General features: G+C 66.5%; 16 protein-coding genes. 8 read left to right on the top strand and 8 right to left on the bottom strand.

Annotated features, from left to right (window positions below; genetic code table 11):
• Window positions 1-104: 104 nt before the first annotated feature.
• Window positions 105-755: a GIY-YIG nuclease family protein gene (locus tag BJY17_RS03780; RefSeq protein WP_179550192.1), complete on the top strand. Its 651-nt coding sequence runs from the start codon at window positions 105-107 to the stop codon at window positions 753-755.
• A gap of 32 nt (window positions 756-787) precedes the next feature.
• On the opposite strand, the gene BJY17_RS03785 is transcribed toward BJY17_RS03780, so the two are convergent.
• The 4 genes from BJY17_RS03785 to BJY17_RS03800 form a co-directional block, all read right to left on the bottom strand.
• Window positions 788-1,678, bottom strand: a complete 891-nt coding sequence (locus BJY17_RS03785) for a hypothetical protein (protein WP_179550193.1) — start codon at window positions 1,676-1,678, stop codon at window positions 788-790.
• A gap of 210 nt (window positions 1,679-1,888) precedes the next feature.
• A complete protein-coding gene (locus BJY17_RS03790; protein ID WP_179550194.1) occupies window positions 1,889-2,299 on the bottom strand; it encodes a sulfate permease in 411 nt (136 codons plus the stop codon).
• Window positions 2,300-2,411: 112 nt separating this feature from the next.
• Window positions 2,412-5,876, bottom strand: coding sequence for a MobF family relaxase (gene mobF / locus BJY17_RS03795; protein WP_179552700.1), 3,465 nt, complete (start codon window positions 5,874-5,876; stop codon window positions 2,412-2,414).
• A gap of 245 nt (window positions 5,877-6,121) precedes the next feature.
• Window positions 6,122-7,123: an arsenic resistance protein gene (locus tag BJY17_RS03800; RefSeq protein ID WP_179550195.1), complete on the bottom strand. Its 1,002-nt coding sequence runs from the start codon at window positions 7,121-7,123 to the stop codon at window positions 6,122-6,124.
• 58 nt (window positions 7,124-7,181) lie between these two features.
• Here BJY17_RS03800 and BJY17_RS03805 point away from each other — a divergent pair, with 58 nt between their 5' ends.
• Both BJY17_RS03805 and BJY17_RS03810 read left to right on the top strand, forming a co-directional pair.
• Window positions 7,182-7,529 (top strand): hypothetical protein, encoded by a 348-nt coding sequence (locus BJY17_RS03805; protein ID WP_179550196.1) that lies wholly within the window; start codon window positions 7,182-7,184, stop codon window positions 7,527-7,529.
• On the top strand, window positions 7,526-7,846 hold the full coding sequence (locus BJY17_RS03810) for a hypothetical protein (protein WP_179550197.1): 321 nt from the start codon (window positions 7,526-7,528) through the stop codon (window positions 7,844-7,846). Before BJY17_RS03805 ends, BJY17_RS03810 begins: the two co-directional genes overlap by 4 nt.
• Here BJY17_RS03810 and BJY17_RS03815 read toward each other — a convergent pair.
• Window positions 7,818-8,285 (bottom strand): MerR family transcriptional regulator, encoded by a 468-nt coding sequence (locus tag BJY17_RS03815; RefSeq protein ID WP_179550198.1) that lies wholly within the window; start codon window positions 8,283-8,285, stop codon window positions 7,818-7,820. The two genes, BJY17_RS03810 and BJY17_RS03815, sit on opposite strands and share 29 nt — an antisense overlap.
• 115 nt (window positions 8,286-8,400) lie before the next feature.
• On the opposite strand from BJY17_RS03815, the gene BJY17_RS03820 reads away from it, so the two are divergent.
• Window positions 8,401-8,709 carry a hypothetical protein gene (locus tag BJY17_RS03820; RefSeq protein ID WP_179550199.1) on the top strand — a complete coding sequence of 103 codons (309 nt, stop codon included), beginning with the start codon at window positions 8,401-8,403 and terminating at the stop codon, window positions 8,707-8,709.
• 180 nt (window positions 8,710-8,889) lie between these two features.
• Here the strand turns inward: BJY17_RS03820 and BJY17_RS03825 are convergent, their stop codons facing one another.
• On the bottom strand, window positions 8,890-9,876 hold the full coding sequence (locus BJY17_RS03825; RefSeq protein WP_179550200.1) for an MFS transporter: 987 nt from the start codon (window positions 9,874-9,876) through the stop codon (window positions 8,890-8,892).
• Here BJY17_RS03825 and BJY17_RS03830 point away from each other — a divergent pair.
• The 4 genes from BJY17_RS03830 to trxB are packed head-to-tail and all read left to right on the top strand — an operon-like array spanning window position 9,867 to window position 12,602.
• Entirely contained in the window at window positions 9,867-10,517 is a 651-nt protein-coding gene (locus tag BJY17_RS03830) for an aquaporin (RefSeq protein ID WP_322789900.1), read from the top strand. The two genes, BJY17_RS03825 and BJY17_RS03830, sit on opposite strands and share 10 nt — an antisense overlap.
• A 3-nt stretch (window positions 10,518-10,520) precedes the next feature.
• Window positions 10,521-10,952, top strand: a complete 432-nt coding sequence (locus BJY17_RS03835; RefSeq protein WP_246303643.1) for an arsenate reductase ArsC — start codon at window positions 10,521-10,523, stop codon at window positions 10,950-10,952.
• Between the two features lie 2 nt (window positions 10,953-10,954).
• Window positions 10,955-11,623: an arsenate reductase ArsC gene (locus BJY17_RS03840; protein ID WP_179550201.1), complete on the top strand. Its 669-nt coding sequence runs from the start codon at window positions 10,955-10,957 to the stop codon at window positions 11,621-11,623.
• Complete coding sequence (trxB, locus tag BJY17_RS03845; protein WP_179550202.1) at window positions 11,616-12,602, top strand: thioredoxin-disulfide reductase; 987 nt, start codon at window positions 11,616-11,618, stop codon at window positions 12,600-12,602. The genes BJY17_RS03840 and trxB overlap by 8 nt, the downstream gene beginning before the upstream one ends.
• A gap of 222 nt (window positions 12,603-12,824) precedes the next feature.
• Here the strand turns inward: trxB and BJY17_RS03850 are convergent, their stop codons facing one another.
• Window positions 12,825-13,136 carry a thioredoxin family protein gene (locus tag BJY17_RS03850; protein WP_179550203.1) on the bottom strand — a complete coding sequence of 104 codons (312 nt, stop codon included), beginning with the start codon at window positions 13,134-13,136 and terminating at the stop codon, window positions 12,825-12,827.
• 35 nt (window positions 13,137-13,171) lie between these two features.
• On the bottom strand, window positions 13,172-13,828 hold the full coding sequence (locus BJY17_RS03855; RefSeq protein ID WP_246303645.1) for a DsbA family protein: 657 nt from the start codon (window positions 13,826-13,828) through the stop codon (window positions 13,172-13,174).
• Window positions 13,829-13,878 lie beyond the last annotated feature (50 nt).

The following is a 13,878-nucleotide window of genomic DNA, read 5'->3' on the forward strand; positions in this document are numbered from 1 at the left end:
TGAATCGCTCCGGTCAACCGCGGCAAGGGCGTTTCGTCGCGGTCGATGCCAGAGTCCCGGAAGCGCCTGTCGCGCTGTCGGCGCTAGCGACTACTCTCACGCTCATGACACCGAACGAGCTCGCCGCCGGTCTTGGCATCTCCGGCCAGACGCTCAGAGCGTTTCTCCGCCGCGAGTACGGCAACCTTGCGTCGCGGTTCGATACGCGCTGGGATCTGACACCGGAACAGGTCGAACGCGCGCGTTCGCACTTCGCTCGTCGCCGCGTCGCGCCCACCGGTGTTGCGGCAACCGAGCAGCCAACGCGCGTGCGAGAACCCCAGCCATCCGCGCCGGTGAGTCGCTCCAGCCAGGAATGGACCGACGTACTTGAGGCTCCGCGCACCCGATCCTCGGCTTTGAACAAGGCGGAGATACCCGCGCAGCCCGGGCTGTATGCCTGGTTTCGAGACGGCGAGTGCCTCTATCTCGGCATCGCCGGTGACCTGCGCGATCGGCTCACAAGCCACCGCAGCGCATCTAACGACTTAAGCCGAAGCACCTTCCGGTCCTGGGTGGCGGTCCACGTATTAGGGCTCGATCGGGCGACCACGCGCCAGCGTCCGAGCATCGTGACCGATGATCAAGCGCGCGCCGTCAACGCGTGGATTGCAGCGTGCGATCTCGCGTGGCTGACTCAAGCAACGCGTGAGGACGCGGCAGTCCTCGAATCCTCACTACTCGCTGAACAGCAACCCCTGCTGAACGCAAAGTAGGCGGGCGACGACCCTCTCGTTCCGTAACCGCGTTATGCTCTCAGCTTCTCAAGCCGCTCCTTGATGCGACCATTTCTCCGATCTGGCGGACAAGCGGCCAGGTAGCGCCGCAGCACAGCGACCTCCTCCGCACGTTGCCCGAGCTTGCGGTGGATGATCGCGGCCTGCTCGGTGTACCAGGGCGCGGGATCAAGCTTTTCTCGTCTTGCTGCAGCCTCTGCACCGGCGATTGCGGCATAGCAAAGCACGAGTGCGTCCTCGAGTCGATCCTCGCGTTTCAGCTGCTTGATCGGTTCGACGAGCTGGAGATAGTGGACGCCCGAAACCATGCCGTCCTCGAACGACTCCGCTCTGGAGCCGCCGTTGGCGAGCGCGTCAGCGACCATCGCGTCGATGCTTTGTTGGTGAGCGGCCACTTTCGCGCCGGACGACATAGGAGGTCGCTTCGATTCGGACCACTGCCATTTCGGCGCCCCTTTGCCCAGCCACGCCCAGGCCTCGGCGCGCAAACCCTTCGGCAAAACTTCGGTGAAGATTTGCACCTTGACCGCACGTCCACCCGAAGCGGACAAATCCACGCCGCTGGCAACGTAGCCAGGGAGATACCCGATACGCTCCCCCTCGACGTGTACAGCCACAGCCTTTGGGTCAGCCTGGTTCTCAGGTTCGCGCTGCAGGCTGCCCTCGATCTCTAGGTAGCCGCCGCCGTCGATGGAGTGCCGACTGGCCAGTTCCGTGATGGCGTCCTTCGCGAAGGTGGTCGTTCCGGTCAACTTCACCAAGTCCTGTTCGGAGGCCGCTGCGAATGAAACCTCAAGACGAACACGCCCCTCTTGCGCTGGAGCGGGTGAGGGCGCCTGAAGAGCGACCGTCGTTGCTGGCTTCTTGTCGGCACCGCCGAAGATTCGTTTGAGGATGCTCACGACATGATCCTCACACAGCGAGGCGCGGAGACATTTCGTCGATGTGGATTGAAATCGACCTCGCAGGCGATTCGATTCCAATTCGCACCGTCGAGGTACGAAGCGCGGGCACGGGCGCTCGGTAGAACGCCCGCTCAACACGATCAGCGGCCTTCTCTAGGGTCCGTGTCGCGATGTTGCCGCACGATCCCAATCGAAAATGTTCCGCACCTATCGGCCCGCACGGCCGGCAGCCCCGGCCGAAGTGAACTCCAACTCTTCGAAGCGCTCCGCGGAGACATCTGTTTCGAGCATGCCTGCCGCCGCGCTCCGTCGTGCACGAGCCTCACTGGCCCGCACACGGATCAGCCGAATGGCCGTCATCGGCCCGGCGACGAGGAACTTCAGACCGTTCCAGACGAATAGTATTGCGAGCAGGTTCAGCCATCCCGCTGCACCACGTTCGACCAGCCCGACGCAGTACACCGCCGCCAGACCGTAGGGCACGGCGAGCAGCATCGCCGGCACGCCCCACTTGAGCCCACGGCGCGTATGGATCGCGTCGAGCACGAGGTTCGTCGGCATCAGCCGACGCAGGATGCCTCGTGCGCGGGCAACGGTCACCAAGACGAGTCCGAACATGCTGCATCCCTCCAAGAGTTCGGCAACGAGAACCTTGAGGGCCGCCCGTTGATCGGGAGGCATCCCATCGCAACGAGCGACGGGGCGTACAGATATTGCCTTGAGAGAAAGGCTAGAACTCACGACCGACAGGCGGAACCGCTGCCGGGACAATTGGTCGCAGCGGCTCGGCCGCGTACTGGGCCGACAGCTGCCGACTGGCGACGACCGCGGCGTGGGCACGCGTGGCATCCAGCTTCTGTGCGGTCGTGTCGGGGGTGGGTCCGAGCGCGGTCGCGCCGACGACGCCAAACCGGTCGCGGTAGGCCGCGACAGTGCGCGCCTGACGACACCACTGGGCTGCCGCGGGAGTGTCTGCGGGCGGCGGTTTTCCGAGCGCCCGCGTCCACGCCTCCCCCGCGACCAGCGACTGATCCAGGATGGCTCGGGCACGAGTCTCGATCAGCTCGGCGCGTTCGTGCAGGGCTCGCCGCATCTCGGCGTCCATCAGGCCGACCGCCTGTGGGATGAGACCGGCGATCAGACGGGGGCTCCGCCGCACACGGCCGGCGGTGGCGTGCTGGCTGCCACCCTGCGTGACGGCTGCGGCCACCCTCGCACGGAGTACTGCCGCGACATCCGCTGCGTCCTCGAACCCGCGAAGGCGAACCGCGCTCGCGAGCAGTCGCTCGACATCGAAGTGGTGCGCCTCGGCCCGTCGTAGCTCGGCAGTCAGTGGCCCGAAGGCATCCGATTCGATCGCCGCATTCGCCTGCTCCGGCGTGAGCCCAGACGCACGCACCACCGCGACCCATCGGTCGTGTTGCGCGGCGGCCGCGATGGTCTCGTGCTCGGCAGCGAGTTGCGCGATCGAGCCCCACGCGTCCTGCTCCGCCGTGACCGTCTCGTGAGCGGACAGCTCGGCGCCGACGTGCTGCAGGACACCGAACAGGACGCTCCGTGCGGTCGGCTCCCTGTCGTCACCGGGCCGCGGACCGGCGTGGGCGACATCCGGGCGGTCGATAGCGACATAGGCAGTGTTCGCTTCTCGGCCACGGGTCATCGCGACGTAGAAGTTCTCCCTGGTCATGCCGGGCGCGGCGACGACGTGCGCCGTGTCCGTCGTGATGCCCTGGGCGCGGTAGGAGGTGACGGCGTATCCGAGCTCGACGTGTTGCCAGACGTACCCGGCGGGAAGGACCACCGTGCTCCCCCACCGCCCCTCGGGTCGCCGCACCTCAAGCGCCCCGCTTCGGTGCACTGCGACGACCGTCCAGCGGTCGCCGTTGCGCACCCAGCGTCTCCCCGTGCGCAGTCGGCGGTCATTGCGCCTGGTGATGATCAGGTCGCCGACGGCGGCGCGGGTGCCGTCGTGCAGGTCGATTTCGCGGAGCGCGTCGATGCGGCCGTCGAGGATGAGTTCGGTTCGAGCACGCTGGTTCAGCGCGGCGACCGCGTCGTTCGAGTCGCTGATCAGCACGGTTGCCCGGCCGGCGCGGGCATCTGCCCGCCAGGCCAAGTACGCGGCATCCGCCATCGCGTCGGTGTCGCCTTCGCGTACCCGGCCGTGGGCAAGGTACCGGTCCACCGATTCTGGATCGCCGCGACGGAGGCCGAGTGATGCCGCCTTCTCCCACTCGTTCACGAAGCGGTGCACATCGACGAGCTCCGCGGCATCCTGCCGGTCGTTGACGAGCAGGGCGAACGCACCGCCCGCGTCGACAGACTGCAGCTGACCCGGGTCGCCGACGAGCAGCACCTTCGCGCCCGACTGCGCGGCGAGCGTGGCGACGTGGTCGAGCAGCAAGGTGCCAGCGAGGGATGCCTCGTCGACGATAACGAGCTGGCCGCGCCGGAACATCGCGCCGTGATCGTGGTGGTCGTGCCACCATTTCGCGAGGTTCTCGGTCGCGATGCCGAGGTCTTCCGCGAGGACATGGGCGGCGGCGGCGGATGGTGCAAGGCCGATGACAGACGTTCCGCCATGCACCTGTTCCCAGGCCTGGCGGAGGGCGTTCATCGCAGTGGTCTTGCCCGCACCGGCGGGGCCGACGAGGACTTCGACGACGCGGCCGGAGCCGGCGACCCGCTCGAGTGCCTCGAGCTGGGCGACGGCGATCACTCCCCCGCCGGGCAGCCGTTTTCGTGCGATCTCGCGCAGTGCAGTCGGAGCCAGACGTGGACCCGTCTGGTCGGCGGCGCGGTCGAGCAGGCGCGACTCGGCGTCGAGCAGCTCGGTCGCGGTGAACACGGTGGAGTGCTTCGGGCGGAACACCGAGGAGCCGTCTTCCCGTCGGAAAGCTGCCGGGCTTGATGCAAGCTCGGGCGGTGTGAGCTGCAGCGACGCCTGCTCGGCGGCATCAGTGACGAGCCCGACGATGGCTTCGCGATCGGATGCCTCGGCGAAACGGTAGCCCATGGTCTGGCGGGCCGATTCGGCCACGAGGTTCCAGTGCCGCCAGGTTGCGCGCCTCTCGCTCACCGCTGCCATGACGCTTGCGCCGAGCGCAGCGATCTCGTCGAGCGGCACATCTTCCGCGTGCAGCGCTTGTTGTGCAGAGTTCGTGGTTGCGGTGTGCGTCAAGCTCGAGGTATCCGCGCTGCGCACCTTCGCCGCGCGTTCCCGCCAACCGGCGGTGAGGTCCGCGAGCGAGCGGACCTCTTTCGCCGGCCGCGTTGCAAGGGTGGCTTGTGCGCGGAGCTTCATGATCGTCGCCGATCCCGGGCGGCGACCGTGCGTTTCCACGAATACGGCGATCAGGCGGTCGGTCTCGGCGTCGATGTGCCGCGACCGTGTTGAGAACTCGTTGACCAATTTCTCCGGCACGGCCGCGATCGCCCAAGCTGGATGCCGGTCGGGGCCGCGCTCTCGCTGTTCCCATTGCACGCCGAGCTCGCGGGTGAGCTCGTCAGCGAACAGGGCCTCGTGCAGTTCGGAGAGCGCGACAACCGCGGCGTGCATCGGGCGGCCGTCGATCGAGCGCCACTTGCCATCGAGCGCAGTCTGCACCTTGTTGCTGATCACGACGTGCGTGTGCAGGTGCGGATCGCCCGCCCGGCTGTCGAAGTGATCGAACGCCGTTGCGATCACACCGGTGACGTCGACCTGCGCAACGGCCCCGTCGCGGGATGTTGCACCGGTGCGTGTGGCCGCAACCTCCCGCTCGAGGAACGCGAGCGCCTGCGCAACGGCAGTGTGGTGCGCATGCACGATGCGTTCCTGCGTCGCTGCATCGGCAATGCCCCAGAGCACGCTCGCCGACTTCGGAATCGAGAACGTGAAGTCATATCCGGCGACCGCGCGACGGCGACTGTCTCCGCGCTCGTAGTGCGGGTATTCGCGTCCGAGCGGGTCCCCACTGACCGGATCCCGGCCCATGCCGATCAGGAGCTGGAGCTGAGCTTCGGTGACCTCAGTGCCCTCGGCAATCGCGCCGGCTCCGATCCCTGGAAGCCCGGTACCCATCCATCGGCCTGGCGGCGTGCCCTTCGCACTGTAGTAACGAGTCAGCGGCTTTGACATCGATCGATTGCCGTCGCCGGCTGCAACCGTACGGAGCAGGTACCGGAACCCATCGCCGGCGCTCATCACCCGCATCGACACCGTCACCGCGCCACCTCCACCGGTCGCGGAGAAGGTGTGCGCCCTCGATCTGCAAGAGGCGTGGGATCAGTGTTCTATTCTCACGAGACTCGGGCCGTATACGGCAACGAGTCGAAAACGTTGCCGCGGCGAGGGTTCGAGAGCCGGCACTAGATGATGAGTTCTGATCACCGATACGGCCTTCTGAATACGTCGCGAGGAGTGTTCAGATCCGGTCGCTTTTCAACCTTGCTGCTCGATTACGAGTCGGGCTGATGCAATCGAATCAGCCCAGCCCGCTGAGGGTCGGGAATGAGCTTCGGGACGAGTCGGACGAACACGACCATGCCGACGAGTTCGATGAGGGTCTGAGTGACGACGGCGAGTGGCGCGATCGCGAGCTCGGCAGGCAGAGCGAGCGCGAGCGGCAGTACGACGAGCGAGTTGCGGGTGGCGCCACTGAAGACCACGGCACGGGTTTCTGGCACCTTGAGCCGGCTCAAACGGCCAGCCGCAAGGCCGGCGAGTGGCATGACGACGAGGAATGCGACGTAGAGCGGAACGACGCGGAGGAGGGTGAGTGCTTCGCTGCCGACGGCGGCGATCTGGGATCCGATCACGACCGCGAAGGTGAGCATCATGAGCGGCACCATCGCGCCCGCCATGACGTGTTCGATGGCGCGACCGGCCCGGTGTCGGCGGGCTATGGCTTGCACGACCGCGGCCGCGATCAGCGGGATGACGATGATGATGACGAATGCCTCGATGAACGGCTCGAGTTCGATGTGCGCGACCGCCTCGCCGCCGGCGAACAGCCAGAGGTACGCGGGCAGCAGGACGATCTGCAGCAGCATCAGGAGCGGGGTCGCGGCGAGCAGGCGCGCCTTCGCGCCCCCGGCGAGGCCGGTGAACACGATCACGTAGTCCACGCACGGGGTGAGCAGCACGAGGAGCACGCCGATCAACAGTCCGCGATCATCGGCCACAAACCGGGATAGTCCCCAGACGATCAGTGGGACGATGACGAAGTTCACCGCGAGCACGGTACCGAGGAACCGGAGATCTCGGAACGAGCGGCCGACCTCGATCAGAGGCACACCGAGGAACGTGGCGAACAGCAGGATCGCGAGTACCGGGTTCGTCGCGGCCGTGAGCACGGGGGCCGCGCTGGGAGCCAGGACGCCGAACACGCCGCCGAAGAGGATCGCGGCGACGTAGAGGGCCACTTGGTGTCGGTCCCACCAGTCCACGAGTCGCTGCATCCGATCAGCCTAGAGAATGCTTGACCTTCAAGCGGGTCGAAGCTTTAGCGTCGTTGCCATGACCGAACTTGAGTGGGCCCCCACGGCCTGCACGCTCCCCACTGTCGAGCAGCCGTTCCGCGAGAAGGAGTTCAGCGCCCTGTTCGCGAGCAGCCTCCGTGCGGTGCACCAGGTGGATCTCACCCGCGCTGACCTCATCCTCGATCCGGCGAGCGAGACGGCCGGCCGCGACCTCGCCGCGCGGGAGTCGTCGTGCTGCTCGTTCTTCACCTTCGAGTTCGAGCCTGGCGCGGACTCGCTCACGATGCGCATCACCGTGCCGGAGCAGCACGCTGCCGTGCTCGAGGCGCTCGTCGCGACCGCGACAAGCGATGCCGGGCTGAGCGCAGCGGCGGGTGCGGCGTGAAGCGTGACAAGAAGTCGATCGCGTCGACGTCCGCAGTCATTGGTGCTGCGGTACTCGCCTGCGCGGCGTGCTGTGCCGGGCCCTTGCTGGCGATCGTCAGCAGCGTCGGAGCGGCATCCCTGGTCGGCGCGTACTGGATCCCTGGCCTCCTGGCGGTCGCCGTGCTCGCGGGCATCGTCGTGACGGTTCTCCTGATCCGTCGGCACCGCGCGAGAGCCTGCCAGCTTCCCGCGACGAGGGTCGCTGTCGATATCCAGCCAGCGCCGAGCCGCGACGACGAGCCGTCGCTCAGCGGCCCCGGACCGGTAGCACGGTAGCACCTGCCGGCGGCTGCAGAGCCTGGTCGCCGGTGATCACCGAGCAGGCGCACGCATCCGAACACACGCCGCCGGTCGCCGGCTGGGACAAGCGATCCTCGGCGCGCTGCAGCTCGTCCGAGAGACGCACGAGCTCAGCTATCTGCGCGCGGGTCTCGGCCAACCGAGTCGCGACGACAGCCCGCATGTCGCGCTGCACGTGCTCGCACAGATCAGACTCCCGCGCCGCGACCAACTGCCGCACGTCGGCGAGTCCGAGATTCAATCGCTTCGCGCCGGCGATGAACGAAAGTCGCTCAACTTCCGTTTCGCCATACAGCCGGTACCCGTTCGAACCACGCTCAGCCGGCTCGATCAGGCCAGCCGACTCGTAGTACCGGATCGTGCTCGCCGGCAAGCCAGTCCGCTCCGCCACCTCAGAGATACGCAGCCCAACCATGCAACGATCGTAAACCTTCAAGTAGCTTGAACCTCAATGCGGCCGCTCTCTCTGTCGTCAGTTTTCGACGGGCGGTCACGTCCCACCCGAGGCACAGGAGCGGGAGAATAGCCGTATGAGAGCAGAAGTGCTGCACATCGAAGAATGCCCGAGTTGGGAAGACGCCGGCCGGGGTCTTCGGTCAGCGTTGGACGCCACGGGCCACCGAGACGTGGCCATCACGTTCACGCTCATTGCTTCTGCAGCTGACGCAACCCGCCTCCCCTTCGCCGGCTCACCAACGATCCTCATCGACGGGCAAGACCTGTTTCCGTCGGACGGACGGACAACTGATCTCGCGTGCCGGGTCTACCTGACGCCGAAAGGGCTGGCCGGCCGGCCTACGCAAGAACAGATAGAAAGTGCCCTGATCGCTCATGGCTGATCCCGTCCCAATTCGGTGCGCATGCTGCGGCAGAGCACTCCCTCGGCGCCGTCTTCACGCACTAGCTGAAGGCAACGCGTACATCTGTCGGCGATGCGGCCTCTGGGTCGCTCTCCGACTCCGAAACGACGTCAGACGGTCATAAACGACCGGTTTTGAACACTGGTCACGAATGGTTCCTCAGGAGAATCGTGCGGTGATTACCGCGACAACTGCGACGCCGGCCATGAGCAGGGCCATCGCCGAGTACCCGCCGACGGCCACGGCGATGACGGGGCCAAGGGCCGGTCCGAGCGCGGTGATCGCGGTGATCGGCGCGGCGAACACCCCGTTGATGCTGCCGTAGTTGCGGGTACCCCACCGGTCGGCGACCGCGGAACCTTGTACCAGGGTTTGTGCGCCGCGAACGGCGCCGGCGATGATGCCGACGCCGATGAGGAGCCATGGCGGCCCGGGCACCAGGCCCATCAGCGCCAGAAGCACGACGGCAAGGCTCGACGTTGCGGCGAGCGTGACCCAGGGAGCGGTGCCGTGCGGGATCGCGACGTACAAGAGCCGGCCGACGACCTGACCTGCTCCGAGGAGGCCGAGCGCCCATGCGGCGAGTTCGTACGTCATGCCCTTCTCCATGTAGAGCGGGATGATGGCGAGGGTGACGCTGAACAGTGCGGCCGCGAGGGTGACCATCGAGACCTCGAGCATCCAGAACCGGCGTGTACGGATCACGGCACCGACGTGATGCACCACCTCTCCGGCGTGGGCGGGAGGGAGCTGAGCCCATGCGCGCTCGAGGAAGAACCAGTGCAACGGCACGGTGAGGACGAGCAATGCACCCGCGAGGATGAGGAACGTCGCGCGCCAGTCGAACGCGGTGAGGAGGCCCGCGACGACGGGAGCGAACACCGTCGAGGCGAGGCCGCCGGCCAGGGTCAGGATCGTCATCGCGCTGCGCCGCGAGTCGCCATGACGACGGGCGATGACGGTGAACGCCGCCTGGTACAGCACGGCCGACTGCGCGAGCCCGCACACCACCCAGCCGAGCGTGAAGACGACCAGATCGGATGCCGCGCTGACGATCACCAGGCCCAGGCTGCCGATGACGGCTCCCAAGGTCATGACGAGGCGCGGGCCGCGATCGTCGAGCCATCTTCCGACGGATCGCCGCATCGAGACTCTCCCCGGAGGACATCGGCCTGCAGCTGCTCGAGAACAGCCTCGCCACCACTCTCGGCCTGGCGGTGCTCATCGCCGTGCTCGCACCCCTGTCGGGTGCCCATTTCAACCCGGTCGTCTCGATCGCCGACTGGTGGATATCGCGCCGATCAAGTCAGCCCGGATTCGCCGCCCGGGATATCGCGCCGTATGCCGCCGCGCAGGTGCTCGGCGCGATCGTCGGCGCACTGCTGGCGAACACGATGTTCGACATCCCCGCTGCAATCTCTGCGACCGAGCGGGCGACGCCGGCGACGTTCCTCGCCGAAATCGTGGCAACCGCTGGGCTCGTGCTTATCATTTTCTCGCTCGTGCGCAGCGGCAACTCCCGAATCATCCCTGCAGCTGTCGGCGCGTACATCGGAGCCGCATACTGGTTCACCAGCTCCACATCCTTCGCCAACCCTGCCGTGACCGTCGGCCGCATCTTCACCGACACATTCGCCGGCATCGCACCAGCCTCAGCCCTACCCTTCCTCGCCGCGCAGCTGCTCGGCGGCGTCATCGGCGTGCTCCTCGTGAGCTACCTCTACCCAGCCCCTGCTCCTGTTCTCGAAGTCGCCATCACGAAAGCGCCAACTCAAGTAGCCAAATGATAGATGGACGTCTATTATTTGAGTATGAGCACTGAGAAGCCCTCCGTCCTGTTCGTTTGCGTTCACAACGCCGGCCGTTCCCAAATGGCCGCCGGCTACCTTCGCGCCCTCGGCGGCGACAACGTCGAAGTTCGTTCCGCCGGGTCCGAGCCGAAGGACCAGATCAACCCGGTCGCGATCGAGGCGATGGCCGAGGAAGGCATCGACATCACCGGCAACACGCCGAAGATCCTCACCGTCGACGCCGTCAAGGAATCCGACGTCGTGATCACCATGGGCTGCGGCGACGCCTGCCCCATCTTCCCCGGCAAGCGCTACGAGGACTGGGAACTCGAAGACCCTGCCGGCAAGGAGATCGTGACCGTGCGCCGCGTGCGCGACGACATCCGCGGCCGCGTCGAGGCGCTCCTCGCAGAAATCGCCCCGGCCGCATAACCATGACCGGCCTCGACACCGCCGGACGACGTGGCCTGCCGGGTCTCAGCTATCCCGAGCGGTACCTGCACGATCTCTCCCTCGAGCTGACCGAGCGCTTCGATGGCACGTTCAACGCCGAGACGGTGGAACGATACGTGCTCGAGTCGTACACGGCCCTCCTCCGAACTGCCACCGTCAAGGCGCACCTCACCAGTCGCGTCAAGCGCTTCGCTGCCGACCGGTTGACCGCACTCGCCCAGGTGAAGGGAGCGATCGCGCACGAGGTGCCCGAAGTGCTCTTCGTCTGCGAGCAGAACGCCGGACGCTCGCAGATGGCGGCTGTACTCACCCACAGCATCGCCGGCGACCGCGTCCATGTGCGCTCCGCCGGCTCGGCACCGGCCGCAGAGCTCAACCCCGCGGTGGTGACCGCCCTCGAAGAACTCGGGCTCGACGTGAGTCGGGAGTTCCCGAAGCCGCTCACCGACGACGTCGTGCAGGCCGCCGACGTCGTCGTCACGATGGGCTGCGGCGACGCATGCCCGATCTACCCCGGCAAGCGGTACTTGGACTGGCACCTTGACGACCCGGAGCTTCTCACGCTCGACGAGGTTCGCCGGGTCCGCGACGAGATCCGCACCCACATCGAACAACTGCTGCAGACACTGGAGAGCGAATCCAATGAGTGACCAGATCATCGAGAACGTCGTCGTCATCGGCTCAGGACCTTCGGGTTACACGGCCGCGGTCTACCTCGCACGTGCAGGTCTCGCCCCCGTCGTGCTCGCCAGCTCCGTCGAGGCGGGCGGCGCACTGGTCACAACAACGGAGGTCGAGAACTACCCCGGCTTCTCCACCGGCATCATGGGCCCCGAGCTCATGGATCAGATGCGCGAACAGGCCGAACGCTTCGGCACCCGAATCGTCTACGACGACGCCACCGAGGTCGACCTCACCGGTGCCGTAAAGACGATCCGCACCATCAACGGCGTCGAGTACCGGGCGCACGCCGTCGTGCTCGCCATGGGCTCCGCCTACCGCAAGCTCGGTGTCGAGGGTGAGGAGCGACTCACCGGCCGCGGCGTCTCGTGGTGCGCCACGTGCGATGGCTTCTTCTTCAAGGGCAAGGACATTGCCGTCGTCGGCGGCGGCGACTCGGCGCTCGAAGAGGCGATGTTCCTCACCCGCTTCGCCGATTCCGTCACGCTGGTGCACCGCCGCGATTCGCTGCGCGCGTCGCGCATCATGCAGGAGCGCGCACTGTCGAATCCGAAGATCCGGCCCTACTGGAATGCCGAAGTCATAGCGGCCGAGGGCGACGACGGGCTCGAGCGCCTTCGCCTCCGGGACACGACGACCGGTGAGGATGCCGCGCTCGACGCGACCGGACTGTTCATCGCGATCGGCCACGACCCGCGCAGCGAGCTCGTCGCCGGCCAGGTCGAACTCGACGACGATGGCTACGTGCTCGTGCAGCATCCGTCGACCCGAACGAATCTCGAGGGCGTCTTCGCTTGCGGCGATCTCGTCGACAAGCGCTACCGGCAGGCCATCACGGCGGCCGGCACCGGGTGCGCGGCCGCCCTCGACGCCGAGCACTACCTCGCCGCGAACGGCCTGGCCGATCCGGTCGAGGAACAGGCGGCCATCATCCTCGAGACCTCATAGCCCATGGATGGAATCATGGGGTCGATTTCGCCGCCGTCGCCCCACCTATTGGGGTCAACATCTTCGGCCCGGCCTTCGAGACGTTACTCGAGCTTGTCGCTGCGTGGTCGCAGCGCGATCCACAGCCCGCATCGGCGACACAGGTAACCCGCGCCCTCGCTCAAGGCATGCACCTTCGATCGCGGCAACGTTCTGCCGCAGCACGAGCATTCGACGGCCTGGTCAGCGTTCATGCGATGCCACTGCGCTGATGATCTGCTTGGTGGTCGGCAGCCCGGCCAAGCCGGTTGGGGTCGCGTACACGCGGCACGCCAGTTCCGAGGTCTCTTCCCCGCCGGGGAAGAGGTCCTCACCATTGAGGAGGATCGTGGGCGATCCTGCGAACCGAACCCGCATGGCGTCCTCAGGAGAACTCAGCAGCCGGAAGGAGATCTCGACGCCGTCGGCGGCCAGCGATCGGACCGCCTCACGTACACGGTTGCCCGCCTCTACCCAGTTCGGGCAGGCCTCGATATGTAGGATCTCGATACTCACACCGCCAGGCTCCTCCGTGCGCACTATCGCCATGTTCATTGCTCGCTCAACGCCGCGTCCAACGCCTTGCGGAGGTCGTCGGGTGAGGTGAGAGGGATGTACTCGTCGTTGATGAAGATCGTCGGCGTGCCGGTGGCGCCCAGCGCGGTTGCGGCGTCGAAGTCCTGCTGGACCCTGGCGTCGGTGGCCGGGTTCGCAACAGCATCGTCATAGGCGTCGAGGTCCAGTTCGAGCTCCTCGGCGAACTCGCGGAAGCGGTCCGCCGCGGAGACCTGCTGTTCGCCCCACTCGGCCTGGGTCTCGAACATGCGGTGATACATCTCTTCGAACTTGCCCTGCTGCGCTGCCGCTTCGACAGCGATCGCAGCGTTTCGTGAGTTGAAGTGCCCGGGCAGTGGGAAATACCGGGTCACGAAGGTGACGCGGCCGGCATACTCCTCGCGGAGTTCCTCGACGACCGGGTAGACAGCACCGCACACTTCACATTCGAAGTCGAGGAACTCGGTGAACGTGACGTCACTGTTCTCTGCGACGTCCAGGCGGTGGCTGTTCTCGGCGACGACCGTCGACGCCGTCGGCGCGCGCTGGTCAGCAGCAGGCTGGTTGTTCAGTGCGATCGCGAGGATGCCGGCGCCGACAGCGATGACCACGCCCGCGAGGATGCCGGCCTGGATCTTCGTGCTTCGCTTCAACGGGTTCCTCGCATCTGGGTCGTCGCTCTCACCGAGCCGTGGTCGTTCTC

Origin of the sequence: Agromyces hippuratus, from assembly GCF_013410355.1 — a bacterium.
In the GTDB taxonomy this organism is placed as follows: Bacteria; Actinomycetota; Actinomycetes; order Actinomycetales; family Microbacteriaceae; genus Agromyces; species Agromyces hippuratus.

Coding starts and splice junctions, on each gene's coding strand:
- BJY17_RS03780 (WP_179550192.1), top strand. CDS start 105: ATGACACCGAACGAGCTCGCCGCCGGTCTTGGCATCTCCGGCCAGACG.
- BJY17_RS03790 (WP_179550194.1), bottom strand. CDS start 2,299: ATGTTCGGACTCGTCTTGGTGACCGTTGCCCGCGCACGAGGCATCCTG.
- mobF (WP_179552700.1), bottom strand. CDS start 5,876: ATGCGGGTGATGAGCGCCGGCGATGGGTTCCGGTACCTGCTCCGTACG.
- BJY17_RS03800 (WP_179550195.1), bottom strand. CDS start 7,123: ATGCAGCGACTCGTGGACTGGTGGGACCGACACCAAGTGGCCCTCTAC.
- BJY17_RS03805 (WP_179550196.1), top strand. CDS start 7,182: ATGACCGAACTTGAGTGGGCCCCCACGGCCTGCACGCTCCCCACTGTC.
- BJY17_RS03815 (WP_179550198.1), bottom strand. CDS start 8,285: ATGGTTGGGCTGCGTATCTCTGAGGTGGCGGAGCGGACTGGCTTGCCG.
- BJY17_RS03820 (WP_179550199.1), top strand. CDS start 8,401: ATGAGAGCAGAAGTGCTGCACATCGAAGAATGCCCGAGTTGGGAAGAC.
- BJY17_RS03825 (WP_179550200.1), bottom strand. CDS start 9,876: ATGCGGCGATCCGTCGGAAGATGGCTCGACGATCGCGGCCCGCGCCTC.
- BJY17_RS03835 (WP_246303643.1), top strand. CDS start 10,521: ATGGACGTCTATTATTTGAGTATGAGCACTGAGAAGCCCTCCGTCCTG.
- BJY17_RS03840 (WP_179550201.1), top strand. CDS start 10,955: ATGACCGGCCTCGACACCGCCGGACGACGTGGCCTGCCGGGTCTCAGC.
- trxB (WP_179550202.1), top strand. CDS start 11,616: ATGAGTGACCAGATCATCGAGAACGTCGTCGTCATCGGCTCAGGACCT.